A 15,131-nucleotide genomic window follows, 5' to 3' on the forward strand; every position below is an offset into this window, starting at 1 on the left:
GGCATCTAAGCGGGAAGCCCCCCTCAAAACAAGGTATCCCTGAGGACCGTGGTAGACCACCACGTCAATAGGCCGGAGATGTAAGTGCAGCAATGCATTCAGTTGACCGGTACTAATCGTCCGATAGGCTTGATTTGATCCAGTAAAAACAACGCTGGAACTTCAAGAGCATACACACACAATCAGTCGTACTCGACTTGGAAAAATTGGTTCTTATTCGGTCTGGTGGCTATAGCACGAGCAAAACACCCGGATCCATTCCGAACCCGGCCGTTAAGTGCCGTTGCGCTGATGGTACTGCGTCTTAAGACGTGGGAGAGTAAGTCACCGCCAGACCTAATAAGAACCAATACTTTCTCTCTTTCGATATCTTCCAGCAAAGCAAAACAAATACGCAATAGCTGGATAATCGCACCAGTGACACTCAAGTCACAACCGGCGCGGGGTGGAGCAGCCCGGTAGCTCGTCAGGCTCATAACCTGAAGGTCGTAGGTTCAAATCCTACCCCCGCAACCAATACAAATTCCTCAATACATTCAGTGCCTAGTAACCCCGCAAGCGGGGCTGTCGGCGTTTGGCAATAGCCTAAACGCCCCAAACAATCTGGCCGTCAACAATCGTGGTTCGTGCTTTGGCTTGATCGAGCACGTCGATTGGTAAATCTTCAAGATTGCTGTCCATAATCACGAGATCTGCAAGCATGCCAGCCTTCAGCATCCCCAGTCGATCCTCATCAAAACCAGCATACGCGCCTCCTGAAGTATAGGCATGCAAGGCTTCGTGGAGCGTGCAGGTATTGTCGGGGCAATCATCTGACAGCTTTGGGCGCGTCATGGCCGCTTTTACGCTGCGCATAGGGTTAATATCGGTGATTGGCCAATCTGAGGAGAAGGCGATCGGTACGTTCGCTTCACGCAGGGCCTTGTCTGGGAAGGCATGTTTCAAGCGATCTTCACCGACCATTGCTGCCCACGGGTCGCGCGGAAAGTCCATCGCCAGGGGAGGATGTGAAGGTTGGACGGATGCGATCACGCTAAGTTCGGCAAAACGGTGAAGGTCGTCAGGATGCATCACTTCGATATGCTCTACACGGTGGCGACTATCGCGAGGGCCGTTGGTTTTTCGAGCTGCTTCATACCCTTCTAACGTTCGCCTGACGGCTGCATCACCTATGGAGTGCACGGAAATTTGCAGTCCGTGTTTGTCCGCCTCGATACAGATTTTGTTAAACCTCTCAGCAGTGTGCAGGGGTTCGCATGTGCTACCGTCGGTGAAGGGTTCGAACATGAAGGCGGTGCCACTATCTATCACGCCATCCATAAACATTTTGATGCGTCCCGAACGGAGGCGGTCCGTGGAATATCGTTCGCGCATCTCGAGCGCGTCGCTAATCGATGAAACCGGTTTTTCAGGGGTGAGGTGAAATGGGACTTCGGTGCGGCAGATGAGTTCGCCGCGCCTCTCCAATTCCCTTAGCAATTCTAATTGATAGAAGTTCCCGTCCATATTGTGGAGCGAGGTAAAGCCAAACGAGGCGCAGTATTCGAGGCCTTTGCGTAGGGTGTCGAGGTCTTCCTCTCTTTCTTCCGCAGTCGGCGGTGTGGAGGGTTCTAAGCCCGCGAAGCCCAAATCCTCGCGTCCGCCAGAGGTTCGCAAGGCTAGGACGGGTGCATATGCGAATTGTTCTCGCAACTCGCCGCTTGCGGTGCCATCGTCGGCCATTACGACTTCACACCCTACGGGCATTTTGGCGCCATATAGGATCCCAGCTTTTTCCAATGCGATCGTGTTTGCCCAAGCCGTATGATGATCGCTGGACAGTAGAATAACGGGTCGGTCGGAGAGAGCCGCGTCCAAATCCTGTCGCGTAGTATGTTTCCCGTCACCGAACAGGTTGTAGTCCGCGGCTTTGCAGATAAGTAGGCCTTCGGTCGGGTTAGCATCTGCATAGGCTCGCAGCCGAGGGGCTAGCTGATCCAGCCCCTTAACGCCCGTCAGTTGGAGGAGTTTCAAGCCGTATCCTCCCCAAAACAAGTGCATGTGTGCCTCGACCAGTCCAGGCAGAACAGTGCAACCTTGTGCGTCGATCCGCTTGGTCGTGTGGTCCGCCAATGGCTCAATCGACGTGGCGTTGCCGACGGCGATGATACGATTGCCTTGAACGGCCAATGCCTCTGCTCGGGGATTTTCTGGATCCATTGTGAGAATGGATGCGTTTTCGATAATCAAATCTGCAGTGGGCATTTGGAAACCTGTCACTAAGGGGTCGGTCAAACACTCAGTGAGACGTGGTTTGCTGTCAATACGGCTAGAGCGAAGTGAATTGGGCGCCCTACTTTTCGGCATCGTAATTAATCAGATTTGAACCAAATCGATATTTGATTGGGCCAAGCAAGCCAGTCCAATCGCGGGGTGCTCTATGCACGTTTCGAAATCCCCCAATAACCTTCTAAACCTGCTCTACCTTTCTTGGCGCGCATTTGCCGTCGTTGCGCTTTTTAGTGCGGTCATCAATCTCTTGATGCTCACGGGCCCGCTGTTCATGCTTCAGGTCTATGACCGAGTATTGATCAGTCGATCGACGGCGACCTTGGGCGTTTTGTTTGCAATTGTCGTGTATTGCTATGTGCTGATGGGGCTGCTGGATATCTATCGTGGTCGCGTGCTCACCCGCATTGGGGCGAAATTTCAGGCTTCTTTGGATCGCCGTGTTTACGATGCGGTGTTGATGCAGAACCAACCGAGCGAAGAGCTCCGTTCTGTGACGGTCGTCCGTGCGGCACTGGCCTCAGCCGGAACGGGTGCAATTTTTGATCTGCCTTGGGTGCCGATCTTTATCGGCGTCTTGTTCGTGTTCCACCCTGTGATGGGCGGCTTCGCTATATTTGGGGTTGGCGTTGTGTTCGCTTTTGCGCTGGTGAAGCACAGCCTGACTGCCTCCCCCCAATCTCGAGATGTTGCTGAGACGTCGCGCGCTGACGCTCATGCCTTCGCAATTAGCGCGCATAATGAGACCGTTCGTGGGTTGGGGATGGCGTCAGTGTTGGGCGATATTTGGCAGGATTTACGGATGCGGGCGCTTGGTGCCTCGCTGAAGGTTTCGGACGCTGGCGGTGTGGTCACCTCGCTCAGTCGTTCAGCGCGCATGATGATGCAGTCTGGTATGCTTGGCCTCGGGGCCCTTCTGGTCATTCAGGGCCATATTTCAGGCGGGGTGATGGTTGCGGGTTCTATCCTGCTTGGTCGAGCTCTTTCGCCTGTAGAACAGGTTGTCTCTCATTGGCCCCATTTGCAGCGCGCTATTTCGGCATGGAAAACTTTGGATCAGACGTTGTCGATGACCACGCAGCGCACAATGAGACTGCCCTTGCCTCGCCCAGCAGCACAGCTTGAAGTGACCAATCTGGCGGTTGTCGTAGGACGCCAGAAACGGCCAACGCTCCAAGGCATATCGTTTAAGGCCAACGCTGGAGATGCGATCGCAGTGATTGGCCCATCAGCCGCAGGGAAATCAACCTTTGCCAAGGCCATCGTGGGGATATTGCCTATAGCAATCGGTGATGTTCGACTGGGAGGTGCTGCCTTGAGCCAGTACGAACCCAACCAATTGGGGAGCTATTTCGGTTACCTTCCCCAAGACGTCGCACTTTTCAACGGCACCATCTCACAGAACATCGCACGATTTACGCCAGATGCCGACCCACAAGCGATCATAGCAGCGGCCAAGGCAGCGTCGGCGCACGATGTGATCCTTGGGCTGCCCGATGGCTATGACACGGTCGTCGACCGCGGCGCGACTGAACTCTCTGGAGGACAGAAACAGCGGATTGGTCTCGCTCGTGCGCTCTTTGGTGATCCAGTTGCGCTAGTTTTGGATGAACCGAACGCACATCTGGACGATGTTGGGGTTCAGGCTTTGAACGATGCAATTTCGAATGCGCGGGACGCGGGAAAGGTTGTGGTCGTCATGGCGCATCGCCCCTCTGCCTTGGTGGAATGTAATAAGGTGATGATTTTGCGCGACGGTCAAATGCGCGCCTTTGGGCCACGTGATGCGGTGCTTCAGAAATTCGTCCAGCCGCAGGGTATTCCCGCATGACTTTGACTGCTGATTTCTCTTTTGACAGGTCGATGAAACGCGGCATTCAGGTCATCCTGGTTGGGCTAGTTGGCTTTTTAGTCTGGGCAGTTTCTGTCAAAATCGACGGCGCAGTGATTGCATCTGGCCATGTGGAGTATTCCCTTGGGCGACAGGTCGTGCAGCATCCTGATGGGGGTGTGGTCTCTCAAATCCATGTGCAGGATGGATTGGAAGTGCGCGCGGGCGATCCGATTGTGACACTCGATGGCATTGAACTAGTCGCCCAACGTTCTGTCATTCAGGCGCAATTGGCGACATTGCTGGCCCAAGCGGCACGGTTGCAGGCAGAGGCAGTGGGGGCGGCTGCAGTTGATTTTGACGGTCTTCCAGTCGATGCCGGCCAAGACGCAATTTTTGCGGCGGGGCGAGCGGCTCAAGCGCAGGCACACTTGCAGCTCGCGCAACAGCAAGCGAAAGCAAATGCAATTGCGGCGGGGCGGGAGAGGCAGTTGACGGCGGTGCGTACTCAGATCGCGCTCGTTCAGGATGAACTTGTTGCTCAGGCCGCCTCGCTGAATGTTGGGCTGACACAAGCCAATCGGGTCTCCGCTTTGCAACGTGAAGAGGCGCGGCTCGAAGCGCAAATTGCCGAAATCGAAATAGCGATAACCGAAGCGCGAGGTGCCGCCGACGGCTATGTTGCCGAAGGGCTTCGTTTGGAAGCCGCGACCAGAGATGCAGCACGGGCTGAATTAGCGACGACCTTGTCGCGGGTTGAGGAACTACAAGAGCGCTTAGCGTTGATCGAGGCGCTCGTGGATCGCCTCGTTGTTCGGGCGCCCATCGACGGTATTGTCACTGCCCTACAAATCAAAACAATCGGCGGAGTAATTCCATCAGGTGCGGAGATCGCGACGATTTCTCCAATGGGCTAACCGCGCATAATCGCCGCGGAGGTTGATCCAACCCAAATTGATAGCGTTCAATTGGGCCAATCGGTACGAATTCGGTTTCCGACAGTTGATGCAGTCGCCACGCCAGATGTCAGTGGCGTAGTTCGCTTAGTCTCTCCTGATACCATCACCGACCAAATGACCGGAAGGGCGACCTACCGCTTGGAGGTGGCGATAGACGACGACTTGTTCCCGCTTCCTGCAGGAGTGCCAGCCCAAGTGTTTCTGTCGACTGGGCCCCGCACTTTGGTGTCCTATTTGGTTAAACCAATTGCCGACTATTGGGCGCTCGCTGTGCGAGAACGATAGCCTTCTAAAGGTTCGCGATTTCGGCTGTTTTCCCCGTCGCGGTGGACCTTTTGATAGCCGTGATCACTTCAACAGCCGCCAGACCGTCGGCGCCGCTAACCACGGGTTCTGCGGTGCCTGCGATAACCTCAGCAAAATGGGAAATTTGTAGAACCAATGGGTCGTCAAATTCGAAGATCGGTTTCGACGCCGAAATGGGGGACCACCAGCCGTTCGGCCCGTCGTGCGTCCAAACAGCGAGGTTCGGAAGGGCAAGCGACCCTTCGGTTCCGCCGAGCCAATAGCAGTTTTCACTAGTCGCGGGATAATGCGCATTCTCTCGTGCGGTGAGTTCCCAACTCCACGGTGCCGATGCCGCGTCGCTCACGTTGACAGTGCCCAAGACGCCACTTTCAAATTTCAGCAGAACGACAGCGGTTTCTTCGACCTCGTTCCTACGAACCGCATTGGATTCCATCGCATGGACAGAGGTAATTGGTCCGCACAGGGCGTGAAGCAGATCAATGTCGTGGATCAGGTTCAGGTAAACCGGGCCAGCGCCCGCCTTGCGGCGCCAATCGACGTTAAAAATATTGATCACGTTTGAGGAACCACGTTTGCGCTTGAACGGTGGTGATGTGACCAAGTTTGCCACTTCGAACGATTTCAACAGCCTTTCGTATCAACGGGTTATAGCGCCGATGATGGCCTGTCAAAAGCGGAAGGCCCGCGGCTTTGGCCGCGGCAAGCACCCTGCGTCCTTCAATTAAATCCGTTGTGAAGGGCTTTTCGACAATAGCGGGAATGCCCGCCTCAACGCATTGCAGTGACGCCATGAATGGTGTTCGGAACGGCTCGCATAACTCCATCAACCTCGCCCGCTGCAAAAAGAGCCGCAAGGTCGGGATGCCGCCTGACGCCCAAGCTACTGGCGAATGCTTTGCCTTCGTCTGTTGGGTCCACAATTGCGCAGAGTGTGGCAGCGGGGGACAGTTGCACTGCTTCCGCATGGCGACGTCCGATCAAACCTGCGCCAGCGACCGCAATTCTTTTGGTCATGGCGGCCTTTAATTTACTCAAATTACAATGACAACGCGGCGCTGGATTACCTCTAGCGCCGCGTTTTTTGTTTTAGATCAGTGTTGCAACATGGCTGGTTGCAAGTGTGTAGCCGTTGATCCCAAAACCAGCCATCACAGCGTCAGCGCGCATGCTGACATACGAATGGTGGCGGAAGGGCTCGCGTTTGTGCACTTGGCTAATGTGGACTTCGATGACGGGACCTTCGAACGTGTTCAGCGCGTCGAGAACCGCGATGGAGTAGTGGGTCAGCGCACCTGGGTTGATGATGATCGCTGCCGCTTGTTCGCGGGCTTCGTGGATCCAGTCGACGATCTGACCTTCGTAGTTAGATTGCAGTAGCTTCACGGCAAAGCCAGCAGCGGTCGCCACGGCAGAACAGTTTGCTTCGACATCGTCCAAGGTGTCGCGACCGTAAATTTCCGGCTGCCGTTTGCCCAATAGGTTTAGGTTCGGACCGTTCAGAATGTAGACGGTTTTGGACATGGTGTTCTCCTCACTTGAAATCTTTGGCGCGTTTTTCGAATAGAGCGCTTAGGTCATTGCCCGTGCGTTCGATATGTCGGGCGAGCAGGGTTGGGCCGAGTTCCGCATCTCGGGCGAGAGCCGCGTCAGCAATCGCGGCGTGTTCGCCAGCCATGTCCCGTCCCGCTCCATCATAGTTCAGGATATTGGCGTATCGTTTGTGGAGATTGCCAAGCATGACGCACAAATCACGTAGCATCGGCATCGCACATCCACGAATCAGACTTGCGTGGAACAGGTCGTGTGCGTCGGTCTGATTGGTCCCCGTGGAATTATTCATGTGGTGGATCGCAGCTGGAATTTTGCTTTCCCACTCAAGCGTTCCTATCGCTATCGCGTGTTTAAGAGCGAGAGCTTCGAGGTCCGCACGTAGACGGGTGATCTCCAGCAGGTTAGCCATGCCAAGAGGGACGATCCTGAACCCCTTTTTGTCTTCAAATTCAACGAGCCGATCGGAAACTAATCTGGAAATCGCTTCTCGGATCGGTGACAGAGATACACCGTATTCTTCGCGAAGGTGATCAAGGTTCACCTTCGCGCGGGGCCTCATTTTGCCCGCAATAATAGCGTCGCGAATCTCGTTCGAGACGCGGCTTGCACGGGTTAGTTTGGACGGGTCTTGAAGCGTATCGTGGAGCATTTTCTTGCCTTTATTTAGACCTGATCATTGCCATATAATCGATTTGGGTCAAGTCTGTTGCACTTCCCAATTACCTGTCTATCCTCCGCTCGTCTGAGGAAAGGCGTGGAGTTAGGGATTATCATGAGCAAACTTGGGGACGATATTTACCGCGTAATGCGTCACGACATCGTTTTTGGTCGCTTGGATGCTAATTCGAAAATTCGGCTTTCTCACCTCAAGGCAACCTATGGCGCGTCGATCCCGACGCTACGCGAGATCCTGAACCGTCTTGTCTCTGAAGGCTTTGTTGTGGCCGAAGGAAAGCGCGGTCACATTGTGGCGCCCATCTCCAAGGAAGGCCTCAAGGAAATCGCGGACCTTCGCATTCTATTGGAGTGCTACGCTCTTCGGCAGTCACTGGCGGAAGGGACAACGGATTGGGAGGCGCATGTTATTTCGGCGCATTACAAGCTGTCCCAGATGGAAAAGCGTATGCAGTCAGGTGATGACAGCGCACGGGAAGCATGGAAGCAATACGACTGGGAGTTTCATCAGGCGCTGATTTCTGCCTGTGGTTCGACCGAACTGTTGCAAGTCCACGGCATCGTTTTTGACAAATACCTCCGCTACCAAATGCGCCTTTTGACATTCCGTGGCGATGTCGCGAGTGCTGAACATAAGGCCCTGCTTGATGCCGCGCTGAATAGAGATGCCGACACGGCAGAGTCCGTCTTGCGTGCTCATATCAACGGCGGTGTGGTGCATAGTCTCCAAATTTTCGCAAAATAAGTCGATGGTCTCAGTGCGGCGTTTGAGGTGTTATAATCGATTATTTTGTCGAGGTAAGTTTTATACCGAATTTACATACAAAGTGAATATCGCCTGTTGATTTAGATTTTTTATTTGTCAGCATCCTCCCGATGCTTCATTTGCCTACATAGAAGCACTGGCATATAAACGGAGGAGATATTATGCCCCTTACTCTCGCATAAGACAAAGTTCAGATGCGTCTTTCGGCTGTTATGTCCGTCGCCAACCAGCGCGCTGTCGCTGGCACTTCCGATCTTTGAAAACTATTTCGCCGATCAGAATGCACGTGGGTCCATAAGCGCAGGAGAGATATCTCGCTTGAAGACAGCTAACATCCTGTATGACGAGGACGAAAAAGGGGCTTACTATCAGCTCTATAGCTGGTGCTACGGCAATGGTTTCTTCTTTGGAATCATCCAACGCACAGGTCACTATGTGGGTTCTGGCGCACCAAATGCACCGTATCGGACTGCCGCGTTGAAACGGCTCGCCCGCGATATTCACATCCCCAAAGTGTGAGGCGGATTAGAGGCCGATTGTCTTTTCGGCCTCTGCCACCGCTATGGCGGCCATTTTCTGAATGGCCTCATAACTGTTGGCTACGGCGATGAAGCGCGCGTTGTGGCAGAACTTTGCGCCAGTGACACCGGACGCTAGTTCGAGCGCTTCATCCGTCAATCCAGCCCATGCCGCCGGCAGATCGGCGCGTTGGTCAAAGGTGTCACCAGACAGTTTGATCCCGTTAATCGCCCAATCGTCATCGCGTGGATGGATCACAAAGAGCAAGTGATCCGCGCCGGCTTTCTCGACGGCTGATCGATATGGCATGCCCATTGGCAGTTCGAGCACCTTTGAAGTCCCCGCTTTTTCTATCGCGTCACGGACCATCGCTTCGGCTCGGTATTTTGCGACGACGTTCTGGATGCGAGCTTCGACAAAGGCTCGCGCGATGGGAAGGGCCGAGCGGAATGCGTCATCATCTGCTGTTGGGGAACGGTCGTCGAATACGGGCTTCAGGCTTTCGAGGAGCACAGGGAGCGTAAGACCAGAGAGCGGCCCCGCAACCGAAGGCGCGACGGCACCGTTGTCCAAAAGGTCGATGGGCAGGACGAAATTCTTATCAAAGCTGGCGAACACGTCTTCGATCATCGTGTCGGGAACATCTATTGCCGCGAGGTAGTCGCGCCCATACTGTGCCCAAATCAGACCGAATGAGCTGTAAGGCTGGCCGTCCTCGCGCAATGGGTTCGGGCGCTGATGGTGGTCAAAAATCTGCGCGACAGCGTCATAGTCGCGGCCCACGTCATAAATGATTTTCGACGGGGCAGGGGTGATCCACGTTTCATCACGGCTCCGCACCAGTTCGGCTTGTGGGTACAAGCGGGTCAGGATGACAGACGACAGAAGCTCGTCGGCATGAAAGCCGCCAGAGTGCGTAACGAGGTGGGTGATGGTCATGGATAAGCGCCCTTGCAAAGGAACCCTCGGATACACCGAAAAACGACATCACTTCCATGGTCTATTTTCTGCGACGGCCTTCGAAGCAAAAAACACCCGAGCCAAACGCCGATGAACTGTCGGTCAATCGAGGGGATTTAGCTGCAGAAGGTGCAGCCTCTGTCCTGCCAATATCGCTATAGTAAGGGGCAATTCTGCTCGAGGGCATTTGGGTAGCACGCTCCCTCTAGTGTTGGCTTAGCAAGTTCATTTGGGAATGCCAGTTTACATACGGTCCAGCGTATGTTCTGTTTGCGACATGCGTGGTCGTATTTTTGCATCTGCAGCATTTCGACTTCGTCTCAAGAGGGGCCGTAACGGCGACCCTTCAAAATGAAATATGACCAGGGAGACTGGACCGTTGAAATTCAAGACACTTAGCACAATCGCTGCCATCGGACTCACCGCGGGCTTTGCAAATGCAGCAATGGCCGAAGAATGTGGCTCGCTGACTATGGCCGAAATGGACTGGGCTTCGGCCGAGTTCATGGCAAACGTCGATAAAATCGTTCTCGAAGCGGGCTACGGCTGCGATGTCGAGCTTATCCCGGGTGCAACAACGACTACTTTTGCATCTATGAATGAAAAGGGTCAGCCTGACGTAGCTGGCGAACTCTGGATCAATGCTGTTCGGGATCCGCTGGCCGCTGCAATGGCAGAAGGGCGTCTGCATTCCGTCAATGGCGGCCCAATTGATGGGCTCGGCGAAGGTTGGTGGGTCGATCCTAAATTCGCAGCTGATCACCCTGAAATTACTACTGTCGAGCAACTCCTCGAACACCCAGAGTTCTTCCCTTACGCCGAAGATGAATCGCTCGGTGCGTTCATGGGTTGCCCTGCGGGTTGGGGTTGCCAGCTGTCGAACGCCAGCCTGTTCCGTGCCTTTGACATGGAAGAAAAAGGCTGGACGTTGGTTGATCCGGGTTCCGCAGCGGGCCTCGATGGGTCTATCGCCAAAGCGGTTGAGCGCGGCGAATATTGGTTTGGTTACTACTGGGCGCCGACTGCGGTGATCGGCAAATACCAGCTTCAGATTCTGGACTGGGAAACCCCGTGGGGTGGTTCTGAAAACTGGGACGGCTGTATCGTGAAGCCCGAACAGGAGTGCCTCGATCCGCAGCCGACGTCCTACACCGAGTCCGAAGTGCACTCGGTCATCACCGATCGCCTGATGAAAGAGGGCGGCTTGGCTGTTGATTACCTCGGCACACGGGTGTTCCCGGGTGAGGTCATGAACGCCATGCTCGTTTACATGACCGAAAATCAGGCCACTGGCGAAGATGCTGCTTACCACTTCTTCGAAGAATACGAAGACCTGTGGAGCGGTTGGGTCAGCGCCGAAGCTGCTGAAGGCATCAAGTCCGAACTCTAATTGCTGACTTGACGAAAACATGCGGGGGGCCTGTGCCCCCCGTTTCCCATTCATGGGTATAATTTGGGACTAAGGACACAGAATGGAATTCTTGCTGGAATTTCCCGCACTTGGCCGCCGCACATTGAGCGGCATGAAACAGGCTGTTGATGAGACGTTCAAAACGTTCTCTCGCGCGTATGGCGAAGCACTCGAAAACTTTTTCGACCCGCTTCTGCAATTTCTAATTTGGCTGGAAAAGCTGCTCTTGGCGGCACCGTGGCCGATCATTCTGTTGATCGTCGGTGGCCTGTCGTGGCTGGGTTCACGGTCGTGGAAGGTGACGATCGGAGCCGTCGCGGCCTTTGTTGTGATCGGCATTTTCGACATGTGGGAAGACACGATGGCCACGCTCGCGATCATCTCGGTCGCGACGCTGGTGTGCATCGTAGTTGGGATTCCGCTGGGCGTCCTAATGTCCCGATCTGACCGCACACAAGGCATCATCACGCCCATCCTCGACGTGATGCAGACCATTCCGTCATTCGTTTATCTGATCCCTGTCGTGATGCTCTTGGGCATCGGCAAGGTTCCCGGCCTTTTGGCCGTCTGCATCTACGCGCTTCCGCCAATCGTTCGCCTGACAAATCTCGGAATTCGTTTGGTGGACAAAGACGTGCTCGAAGCGGCCGATGCGTTCGGCGCGTCACCGCGGCAAAAACTTCTGGGCGTTCAAGTCCCGCTGGCCCTGCCGAACATCTTTGCTGGCATCAACCAAACCATCATGATGGCACTGTCGATGGTCGTGATCGCATCGATGATTGGTGTCAAAGGCCTCGGCGTGCCTGTGCTGCGCGCAATCTCGAACCAATACCTCGCGCTGGGCCTGATGAACGGCCTCGCCATCGTTGCATTGGCTATCATCTTTGACCGCGTCACGCAGAGCTACGGCAAACGTCTACAGGCATATCGACAGGGGCACGGCAATGACTGAGACCAAAGTCAGCATTAAAAATCTCTACAAAATCTTCGGCAAATCGCCCGAAAAAATGTTGCCGCTGGTCCAAAAAGGATTGTCCAAATCGGACCTTCTGGACCAGCATAACCACGTTCTCGGGATCGACAACGTGTCGCTCGAAATCCCTGAAAAGCAAATTCAGGTGGTGATGGGGCTTTCGGGATCGGGGAAATCCACCCTGATCCGACACATCAATCGATTGATCGAACCCACGGGCGGGGAAATCCTGATCGACGGCGAAGACGTTTTGGCGATGTCCGACACCCAACTGCGGGACCTGCGTCGGAAAAAGACGTCGATGGTTTTCCAGAAATTTGGGCTTTTGCCGCACCGTCGAATTGGGGAAAACGTAGCCTATGGTCTGAACATCCAAGGCGTACCCGAAGACGAAGCGACCAAACGTGCTCGTCACTGGATCGATCGGGTTGGATTGACTGGCTACGAGGATCATTACCCAGGGCAGCTATCGGGCGGTATGCAACAGCGTGTCGGTCTGGCTCGAGCATTGGCGACGGACGCAGAAATCCTCCTGATGGACGAAGCCTTCAGCGCGCTCGACCCACTGATCCGTTTTGACATGCAGTCGATCCTTCTCGAACTTCAGGAAGAACTGCACAAGACGATCATCTTCATCACTCACGATCTGGATGAGGCACTCCGTCTTGGTGAAAACATTGCCATTCTTCGGGACGGATCAATGATCCAGCAGGGTGACGCGCAGGAAATTGTGCTCAAACCTGCGGACGACTACATCGCCGACTTCACCAAGGATATTAACCGCGCAAAGGTCATCCAACTGCGTGCCTTGGCAAAGCCTGTTGAGAGGTTTGAAGGCCCTACGCTGCGTGGCGCGACGGTTTTGGACGAAGCGCTGTCCCCTCTCGCGCAAGCACCAGATCAAACGGTTGGCGTTGTGAACAGGGCTGGCGAATTGCTCGGCGCTGTCACACTGACTGACGCAATTGAGGCTCTGCACGGTTAATTCAGTGGCCCCAAGGGGTCCCATCAGCGGTCCGACAAAGCGCTAATCCCCAGATTATATTGTTATATTAGCAGATAATCTGGGGGTGCTATCTGTCGCTACATGGCAACCAGCCCTTCGCGGCCATTCGCTGGGTTGGGCGGACTGTGGGGTCACTTCTGCAGAGCGGGTCAGTAGAGCGGGCAGTTCCTTCTGGTCACCTTCTAAGAACTAATGCCCGCTCAGGAAAAGACGACACCGGCCGACGACATCCGCTTCTCTGAAACTTCCGTAGGTCCAACTGCGAGAGTTCCATGCTTAATGACGGTGACGTCATAGCCTCTGTTTCTGGCGGCCAGCGCTGTCTTTTGCACACAATAGTTTAAATCCAGACCAACGAGACGCAGCGAGCCGACGTTAAGACGCTCTAAAAGAGCATCAAGCTCGCCTGTTTCAAATGCATCCTGCAAACGCTTTACAATCACATGTTCAGGACACGACACGAATGGCCTCGCGAGTTCTGTCCCTTCACTGCCTTCTAGCGCCTGGCCTTTCATCGTGAGCTTCGCCAAGAATTTTGTTGAAGGGATCGACCATTCCTGACGGACCGCAATAACAGGATGGTTCTGTGCCCGAGCCGATGCGACCTCCTCAAGAATGACGTCGGCAGCAGATTGCTTTGAAGCGTCTGTATAGGGGCCGCGATCCCAGAAAACGGATTGAAGATCAATCAGCAGGAGGGCTGATCCGCTACGTCGCCCTATGGGTTCCCCGACACTGACTGAGCCAATGCGTCTTATGCCATCGCCGAGCCAAAGTATGAGGAGAAGGACCGCAGCACCAATAATATACCCTGCTGTCATTTTCGTTCTCCGGTCCGTTTTTTCAAACCGTCCACCACAGAAAGTATAACCTTAAGTGCGGTTGCAATATCTTCCGTGCTGAGGTCTTCGCTCATTTCCTGCATGATCTGCATCTCTTTAGAAAGGATATCTTCGATGAGCGCGTTGCCCTGATTGGTCAACGTCAGGATAGGCGAACGCTTGTGGCGGGGATTTGGACGTTGCTCAGTGAAACCCGATGCCAGCGTTTCATTGCACATGATTTGGACGTATTGCCGCTGGATCTCGAGCCTTGCCGCAAGTTCCGGCACGGTCTGTTCTCCGTACTTGTGCAGTATCTCGAGAACGGCACGCATACGGACGGTAAGGTTGGTGCCAGTCAAACCATTTTCAACGCAGCTTTCCGCAGCTTGCATCAAGGGGCGTGACATCCAAATCAGTTGGTGGAGTTGTTCTGCTTTCATATTGACATTATGCATGTCATTTTGACAAGTGCAATGTCAAAAATCAAGTGGGGCTAACGTGGATGTTTCGTATCGCATCGAACAACGTAGGCACAGAGCGGTCATGCGGCGGCCTTTGTGATGATCAAACGAAGGTCGGCTTTGATCAATTATTGTTTTTTTGAACCAATCGTCGCCACTGACCCGGTGAAATCCCAAAGCCTGCTTTGAATTGACGCGTCATGTGCGCTTGATCAGAAAATCCTGCACGCAGAGCCGCTTGGATCAGAGGTACACCAGCTGCAATGTCACCACGCGCCTGATCTAGTCGGCGCATTGTCAGATACCGATACGGACTTGTTCCATAGGCTCTCCGAAACTGGCGCGACAGCGCATACCTGTCCAAACCAGTGATTTTTTCTAGCTCCTCCGATTGGACAGCCTCACTGAGGTTACTTTCCAAGTATTCTTTGGCGCGACGGGTGGCATTAAAGTCGATCAAAGACCGGGTCGTTCGACGAGCCGATGCATCATTCGCAAGCAACCCATCCGCCAGTAACACTGTCAATTCGTCCATCGCGACTGAGCAGCCTCATTTGACCGGTCCAAGTTTATAGTTAGTGCATATATGGCCTCTGATCCATTTGTATGATGGCTTCA

At 54.2% G+C, this 15,131-nt stretch carries 18 protein-coding genes, 1 tRNA gene and 2 rRNA genes; 11 read left to right on the plus strand and 10 right to left on the minus strand.

What is annotated here, in order from left to right:
* From AC1QQ2_RS12990 to AC1QQ2_RS13000, 3 genes are all read left to right on the plus strand, one after another.
* Positions 1–137 (plus strand): 23S ribosomal RNA (locus tag AC1QQ2_RS12990); the annotation flags it as partial.
* A gap of 84 nt (positions 138–221) precedes the next feature.
* Positions 222–336, plus strand: a 5S ribosomal RNA gene (gene rrf / locus AC1QQ2_RS12995).
* A 103-nt stretch (positions 337–439) separates the two neighbouring features.
* A tRNA-Met gene (locus tag AC1QQ2_RS13000) sits at positions 440–516 on the plus strand.
* A gap of 69 nt (positions 517–585) precedes the next feature.
* Here the strand turns inward: AC1QQ2_RS13000 and AC1QQ2_RS13005 are convergent.
* Positions 586–2,229, minus strand: a complete 1,644-nt coding sequence (locus AC1QQ2_RS13005) for an amidohydrolase (RefSeq protein ID WP_479713449.1) — start codon at positions 2,227–2,229, stop codon at positions 586–588.
* 190 nt (positions 2,230–2,419) lie between these two features.
* Here AC1QQ2_RS13005 and AC1QQ2_RS13010 point away from each other — a divergent pair, with 190 nt between their 5' ends.
* Genes AC1QQ2_RS13010 through AC1QQ2_RS13020 form a run of 3 tightly spaced genes read left to right on the plus strand, consistent with a single transcriptional unit; the run spans position 2,420 to position 5,343 of the window.
* A complete protein-coding gene (locus tag AC1QQ2_RS13010; RefSeq protein ID WP_479713450.1) occupies positions 2,420–4,099 on the plus strand; it encodes a type I secretion system permease/ATPase in 1,680 nt (559 codons plus the stop codon).
* Positions 4,096–5,016 carry a hypothetical protein gene (locus tag AC1QQ2_RS13015; RefSeq protein WP_479713451.1) on the plus strand — a complete coding sequence of 307 codons (921 nt, stop codon included), beginning with the start codon at positions 4,096–4,098 and terminating at the stop codon, positions 5,014–5,016. The genes AC1QQ2_RS13010 and AC1QQ2_RS13015 overlap by 4 nt, the downstream gene beginning before the upstream one ends.
* Positions 5,017–5,025: 9 nt before the next feature.
* A complete protein-coding gene (locus AC1QQ2_RS13020; protein WP_479713466.1) occupies positions 5,026–5,343 on the plus strand; it encodes a beta-barrel domain-containing protein in 318 nt (105 codons plus the stop codon).
* 4 nt (positions 5,344–5,347) lie between these two features.
* On the opposite strand, the gene AC1QQ2_RS13025 is transcribed toward AC1QQ2_RS13020, so the two are convergent.
* The 5 genes from AC1QQ2_RS13025 to AC1QQ2_RS13045 form a co-directional block, all read right to left on the minus strand.
* Positions 5,348–5,923 carry a Gfo/Idh/MocA family protein gene (locus AC1QQ2_RS13025; RefSeq protein ID WP_479713452.1) on the minus strand — a complete coding sequence of 192 codons (576 nt, stop codon included), beginning with the start codon at positions 5,921–5,923 and terminating at the stop codon, positions 5,348–5,350.
* Positions 5,907–6,158 (minus strand): Gfo/Idh/MocA family protein, encoded by a 252-nt coding sequence (locus AC1QQ2_RS13030; RefSeq protein WP_479713453.1) that lies wholly within the window; start codon positions 6,156–6,158, stop codon positions 5,907–5,909. The genes AC1QQ2_RS13025 and AC1QQ2_RS13030 overlap by 17 nt, the downstream gene beginning before the upstream one ends.
* Positions 6,136–6,381: a Gfo/Idh/MocA family oxidoreductase gene (locus AC1QQ2_RS13035; RefSeq protein WP_479713454.1), complete on the minus strand. Its 246-nt coding sequence runs from the start codon at positions 6,379–6,381 to the stop codon at positions 6,136–6,138. Before AC1QQ2_RS13035 ends, AC1QQ2_RS13030 begins: the two co-directional genes overlap by 23 nt.
* A 72-nt stretch (positions 6,382–6,453) precedes the next feature.
* Positions 6,454–6,888 carry a type II 3-dehydroquinate dehydratase gene (gene aroQ, locus AC1QQ2_RS13040; protein WP_479713455.1) on the minus strand — a complete coding sequence of 145 codons (435 nt, stop codon included), beginning with the start codon at positions 6,886–6,888 and terminating at the stop codon, positions 6,454–6,456.
* 10 nt (positions 6,889–6,898) lie between these two features.
* Complete coding sequence (locus tag AC1QQ2_RS13045) at positions 6,899–7,567, minus strand: GntR family transcriptional regulator (protein WP_479713456.1); 669 nt, start codon at positions 7,565–7,567, stop codon at positions 6,899–6,901.
* 123 nt (positions 7,568–7,690) lie between these two features.
* Between AC1QQ2_RS13045 and AC1QQ2_RS13050 the strand changes: the two genes are divergently transcribed.
* Positions 7,691–8,338 (plus strand): GntR family transcriptional regulator, encoded by a 648-nt coding sequence (locus AC1QQ2_RS13050; RefSeq protein ID WP_479713457.1) that lies wholly within the window; start codon positions 7,691–7,693, stop codon positions 8,336–8,338.
* A 339-nt stretch (positions 8,339–8,677) separates the two neighbouring features.
* Complete coding sequence (locus AC1QQ2_RS13055) at positions 8,678–8,878, plus strand: hypothetical protein (RefSeq protein ID WP_479713458.1); 201 nt, start codon at positions 8,678–8,680, stop codon at positions 8,876–8,878.
* Positions 8,879–8,884: 6 nt separating this feature from the next.
* Here the strand turns inward: AC1QQ2_RS13055 and AC1QQ2_RS13060 are convergent, their stop codons facing one another.
* Positions 8,885–9,817 carry an MYG1 family protein gene (locus AC1QQ2_RS13060; protein ID WP_479713459.1) on the minus strand — a complete coding sequence of 311 codons (933 nt, stop codon included), beginning with the start codon at positions 9,815–9,817 and terminating at the stop codon, positions 8,885–8,887.
* A gap of 400 nt (positions 9,818–10,217) precedes the next feature.
* Here AC1QQ2_RS13060 and AC1QQ2_RS13065 point away from each other — a divergent pair, with 400 nt between their 5' ends.
* The 3 genes from AC1QQ2_RS13065 to AC1QQ2_RS13075 all read left to right on the plus strand — a co-directional run bounded on the left by AC1QQ2_RS13065 (position 10,218) and on the right by AC1QQ2_RS13075 (position 13,207).
* Positions 10,218–11,228, plus strand: coding sequence for a glycine betaine ABC transporter substrate-binding protein (locus AC1QQ2_RS13065; protein WP_479713460.1), 1,011 nt, complete (start codon positions 10,218–10,220; stop codon positions 11,226–11,228).
* 82 nt (positions 11,229–11,310) lie between these two features.
* The gene (locus tag AC1QQ2_RS13070) at positions 11,311–12,201 is read left to right on the plus strand and encodes an ABC transporter permease (protein ID WP_479713461.1); all 891 of its coding nucleotides are present in this window, start codon (positions 11,311–11,313) and stop codon (positions 12,199–12,201) included.
* Positions 12,194–13,207 carry a quaternary amine ABC transporter ATP-binding protein gene (locus AC1QQ2_RS13075; protein WP_479713462.1) on the plus strand — a complete coding sequence of 338 codons (1,014 nt, stop codon included), beginning with the start codon at positions 12,194–12,196 and terminating at the stop codon, positions 13,205–13,207. The genes AC1QQ2_RS13070 and AC1QQ2_RS13075 overlap by 8 nt, the downstream gene beginning before the upstream one ends.
* Before the next feature lie 221 nt (positions 13,208–13,428).
* On the opposite strand, the gene AC1QQ2_RS13080 is transcribed toward AC1QQ2_RS13075, so the two are convergent.
* The 3 genes from AC1QQ2_RS13080 to AC1QQ2_RS13090 all read right to left on the minus strand — a co-directional run bounded on the left by AC1QQ2_RS13080 (position 13,429) and on the right by AC1QQ2_RS13090 (position 15,048).
* Positions 13,429–14,049 carry a cysteine hydrolase family protein gene (locus AC1QQ2_RS13080; RefSeq protein ID WP_479713463.1) on the minus strand — a complete coding sequence of 207 codons (621 nt, stop codon included), beginning with the start codon at positions 14,047–14,049 and terminating at the stop codon, positions 13,429–13,431.
* Positions 14,046–14,492 (minus strand): MarR family winged helix-turn-helix transcriptional regulator, encoded by a 447-nt coding sequence (locus tag AC1QQ2_RS13085; protein ID WP_479713464.1) that lies wholly within the window; start codon positions 14,490–14,492, stop codon positions 14,046–14,048. Before AC1QQ2_RS13085 ends, AC1QQ2_RS13080 begins: the two co-directional genes overlap by 4 nt.
* 145 nt (positions 14,493–14,637) lie before the next feature.
* Positions 14,638–15,048, minus strand: coding sequence for a helix-turn-helix domain-containing protein (locus AC1QQ2_RS13090; protein ID WP_479713465.1), 411 nt, complete (start codon positions 15,046–15,048; stop codon positions 14,638–14,640).
* Positions 15,049–15,131 lie beyond the last annotated feature (83 nt).

Source organism: Aestuarium sp. (assembly GCF_023253315.1).
GTDB lineage: Bacteria > Pseudomonadota > Alphaproteobacteria > Rhodobacterales > Rhodobacteraceae > Marivivens > Marivivens donghaensis.

Bases quoted from the DNA above. Each gene is read 5' to 3' on its own strand.
- AC1QQ2_RS13010 (WP_479713450.1), top strand. From the start codon at position 2,420: ATGCACGTTTCGAAATCCCCCAATAACCTTCTAAACCTGCTCTACCTT.
- AC1QQ2_RS13015 (WP_479713451.1), top strand. From the start codon at position 4,096: ATGACTTTGACTGCTGATTTCTCTTTTGACAGGTCGATGAAACGCGGC.
- AC1QQ2_RS13030 (WP_479713453.1), bottom strand. From the start codon at position 6,158: ATGGCGTCACTGCAATGCGTTGAGGCGGGCATTCCCGCTATTGTCGAA.
- AC1QQ2_RS13035 (WP_479713454.1), bottom strand. From the start codon at position 6,381: ATGACCAAAAGAATTGCGGTCGCTGGCGCAGGTTTGATCGGACGTCGC.
- aroQ (WP_479713455.1), bottom strand. From the start codon at position 6,888: ATGTCCAAAACCGTCTACATTCTGAACGGTCCGAACCTAAACCTATTG.
- AC1QQ2_RS13045 (WP_479713456.1), bottom strand. From the start codon at position 7,567: ATGCTCCACGATACGCTTCAAGACCCGTCCAAACTAACCCGTGCAAGC.
- AC1QQ2_RS13050 (WP_479713457.1), top strand. From the start codon at position 7,691: ATGAGCAAACTTGGGGACGATATTTACCGCGTAATGCGTCACGACATC.
- AC1QQ2_RS13060 (WP_479713459.1), bottom strand. From the start codon at position 9,817: ATGACCATCACCCACCTCGTTACGCACTCTGGCGGCTTTCATGCCGAC.
- AC1QQ2_RS13070 (WP_479713461.1), top strand. From the start codon at position 11,311: ATGGAATTCTTGCTGGAATTTCCCGCACTTGGCCGCCGCACATTGAGC.
- AC1QQ2_RS13075 (WP_479713462.1), top strand. From the start codon at position 12,194: ATGACTGAGACCAAAGTCAGCATTAAAAATCTCTACAAAATCTTCGGC.
- AC1QQ2_RS13080 (WP_479713463.1), bottom strand. From the start codon at position 14,049: ATGACAGCAGGGTATATTATTGGTGCTGCGGTCCTTCTCCTCATACTT.
- AC1QQ2_RS13085 (WP_479713464.1), bottom strand. From the start codon at position 14,492: ATGAAAGCAGAACAACTCCACCAACTGATTTGGATGTCACGCCCCTTG.
- AC1QQ2_RS13090 (WP_479713465.1), bottom strand. From the start codon at position 15,048: ATGGACGAATTGACAGTGTTACTGGCGGATGGGTTGCTTGCGAATGAT.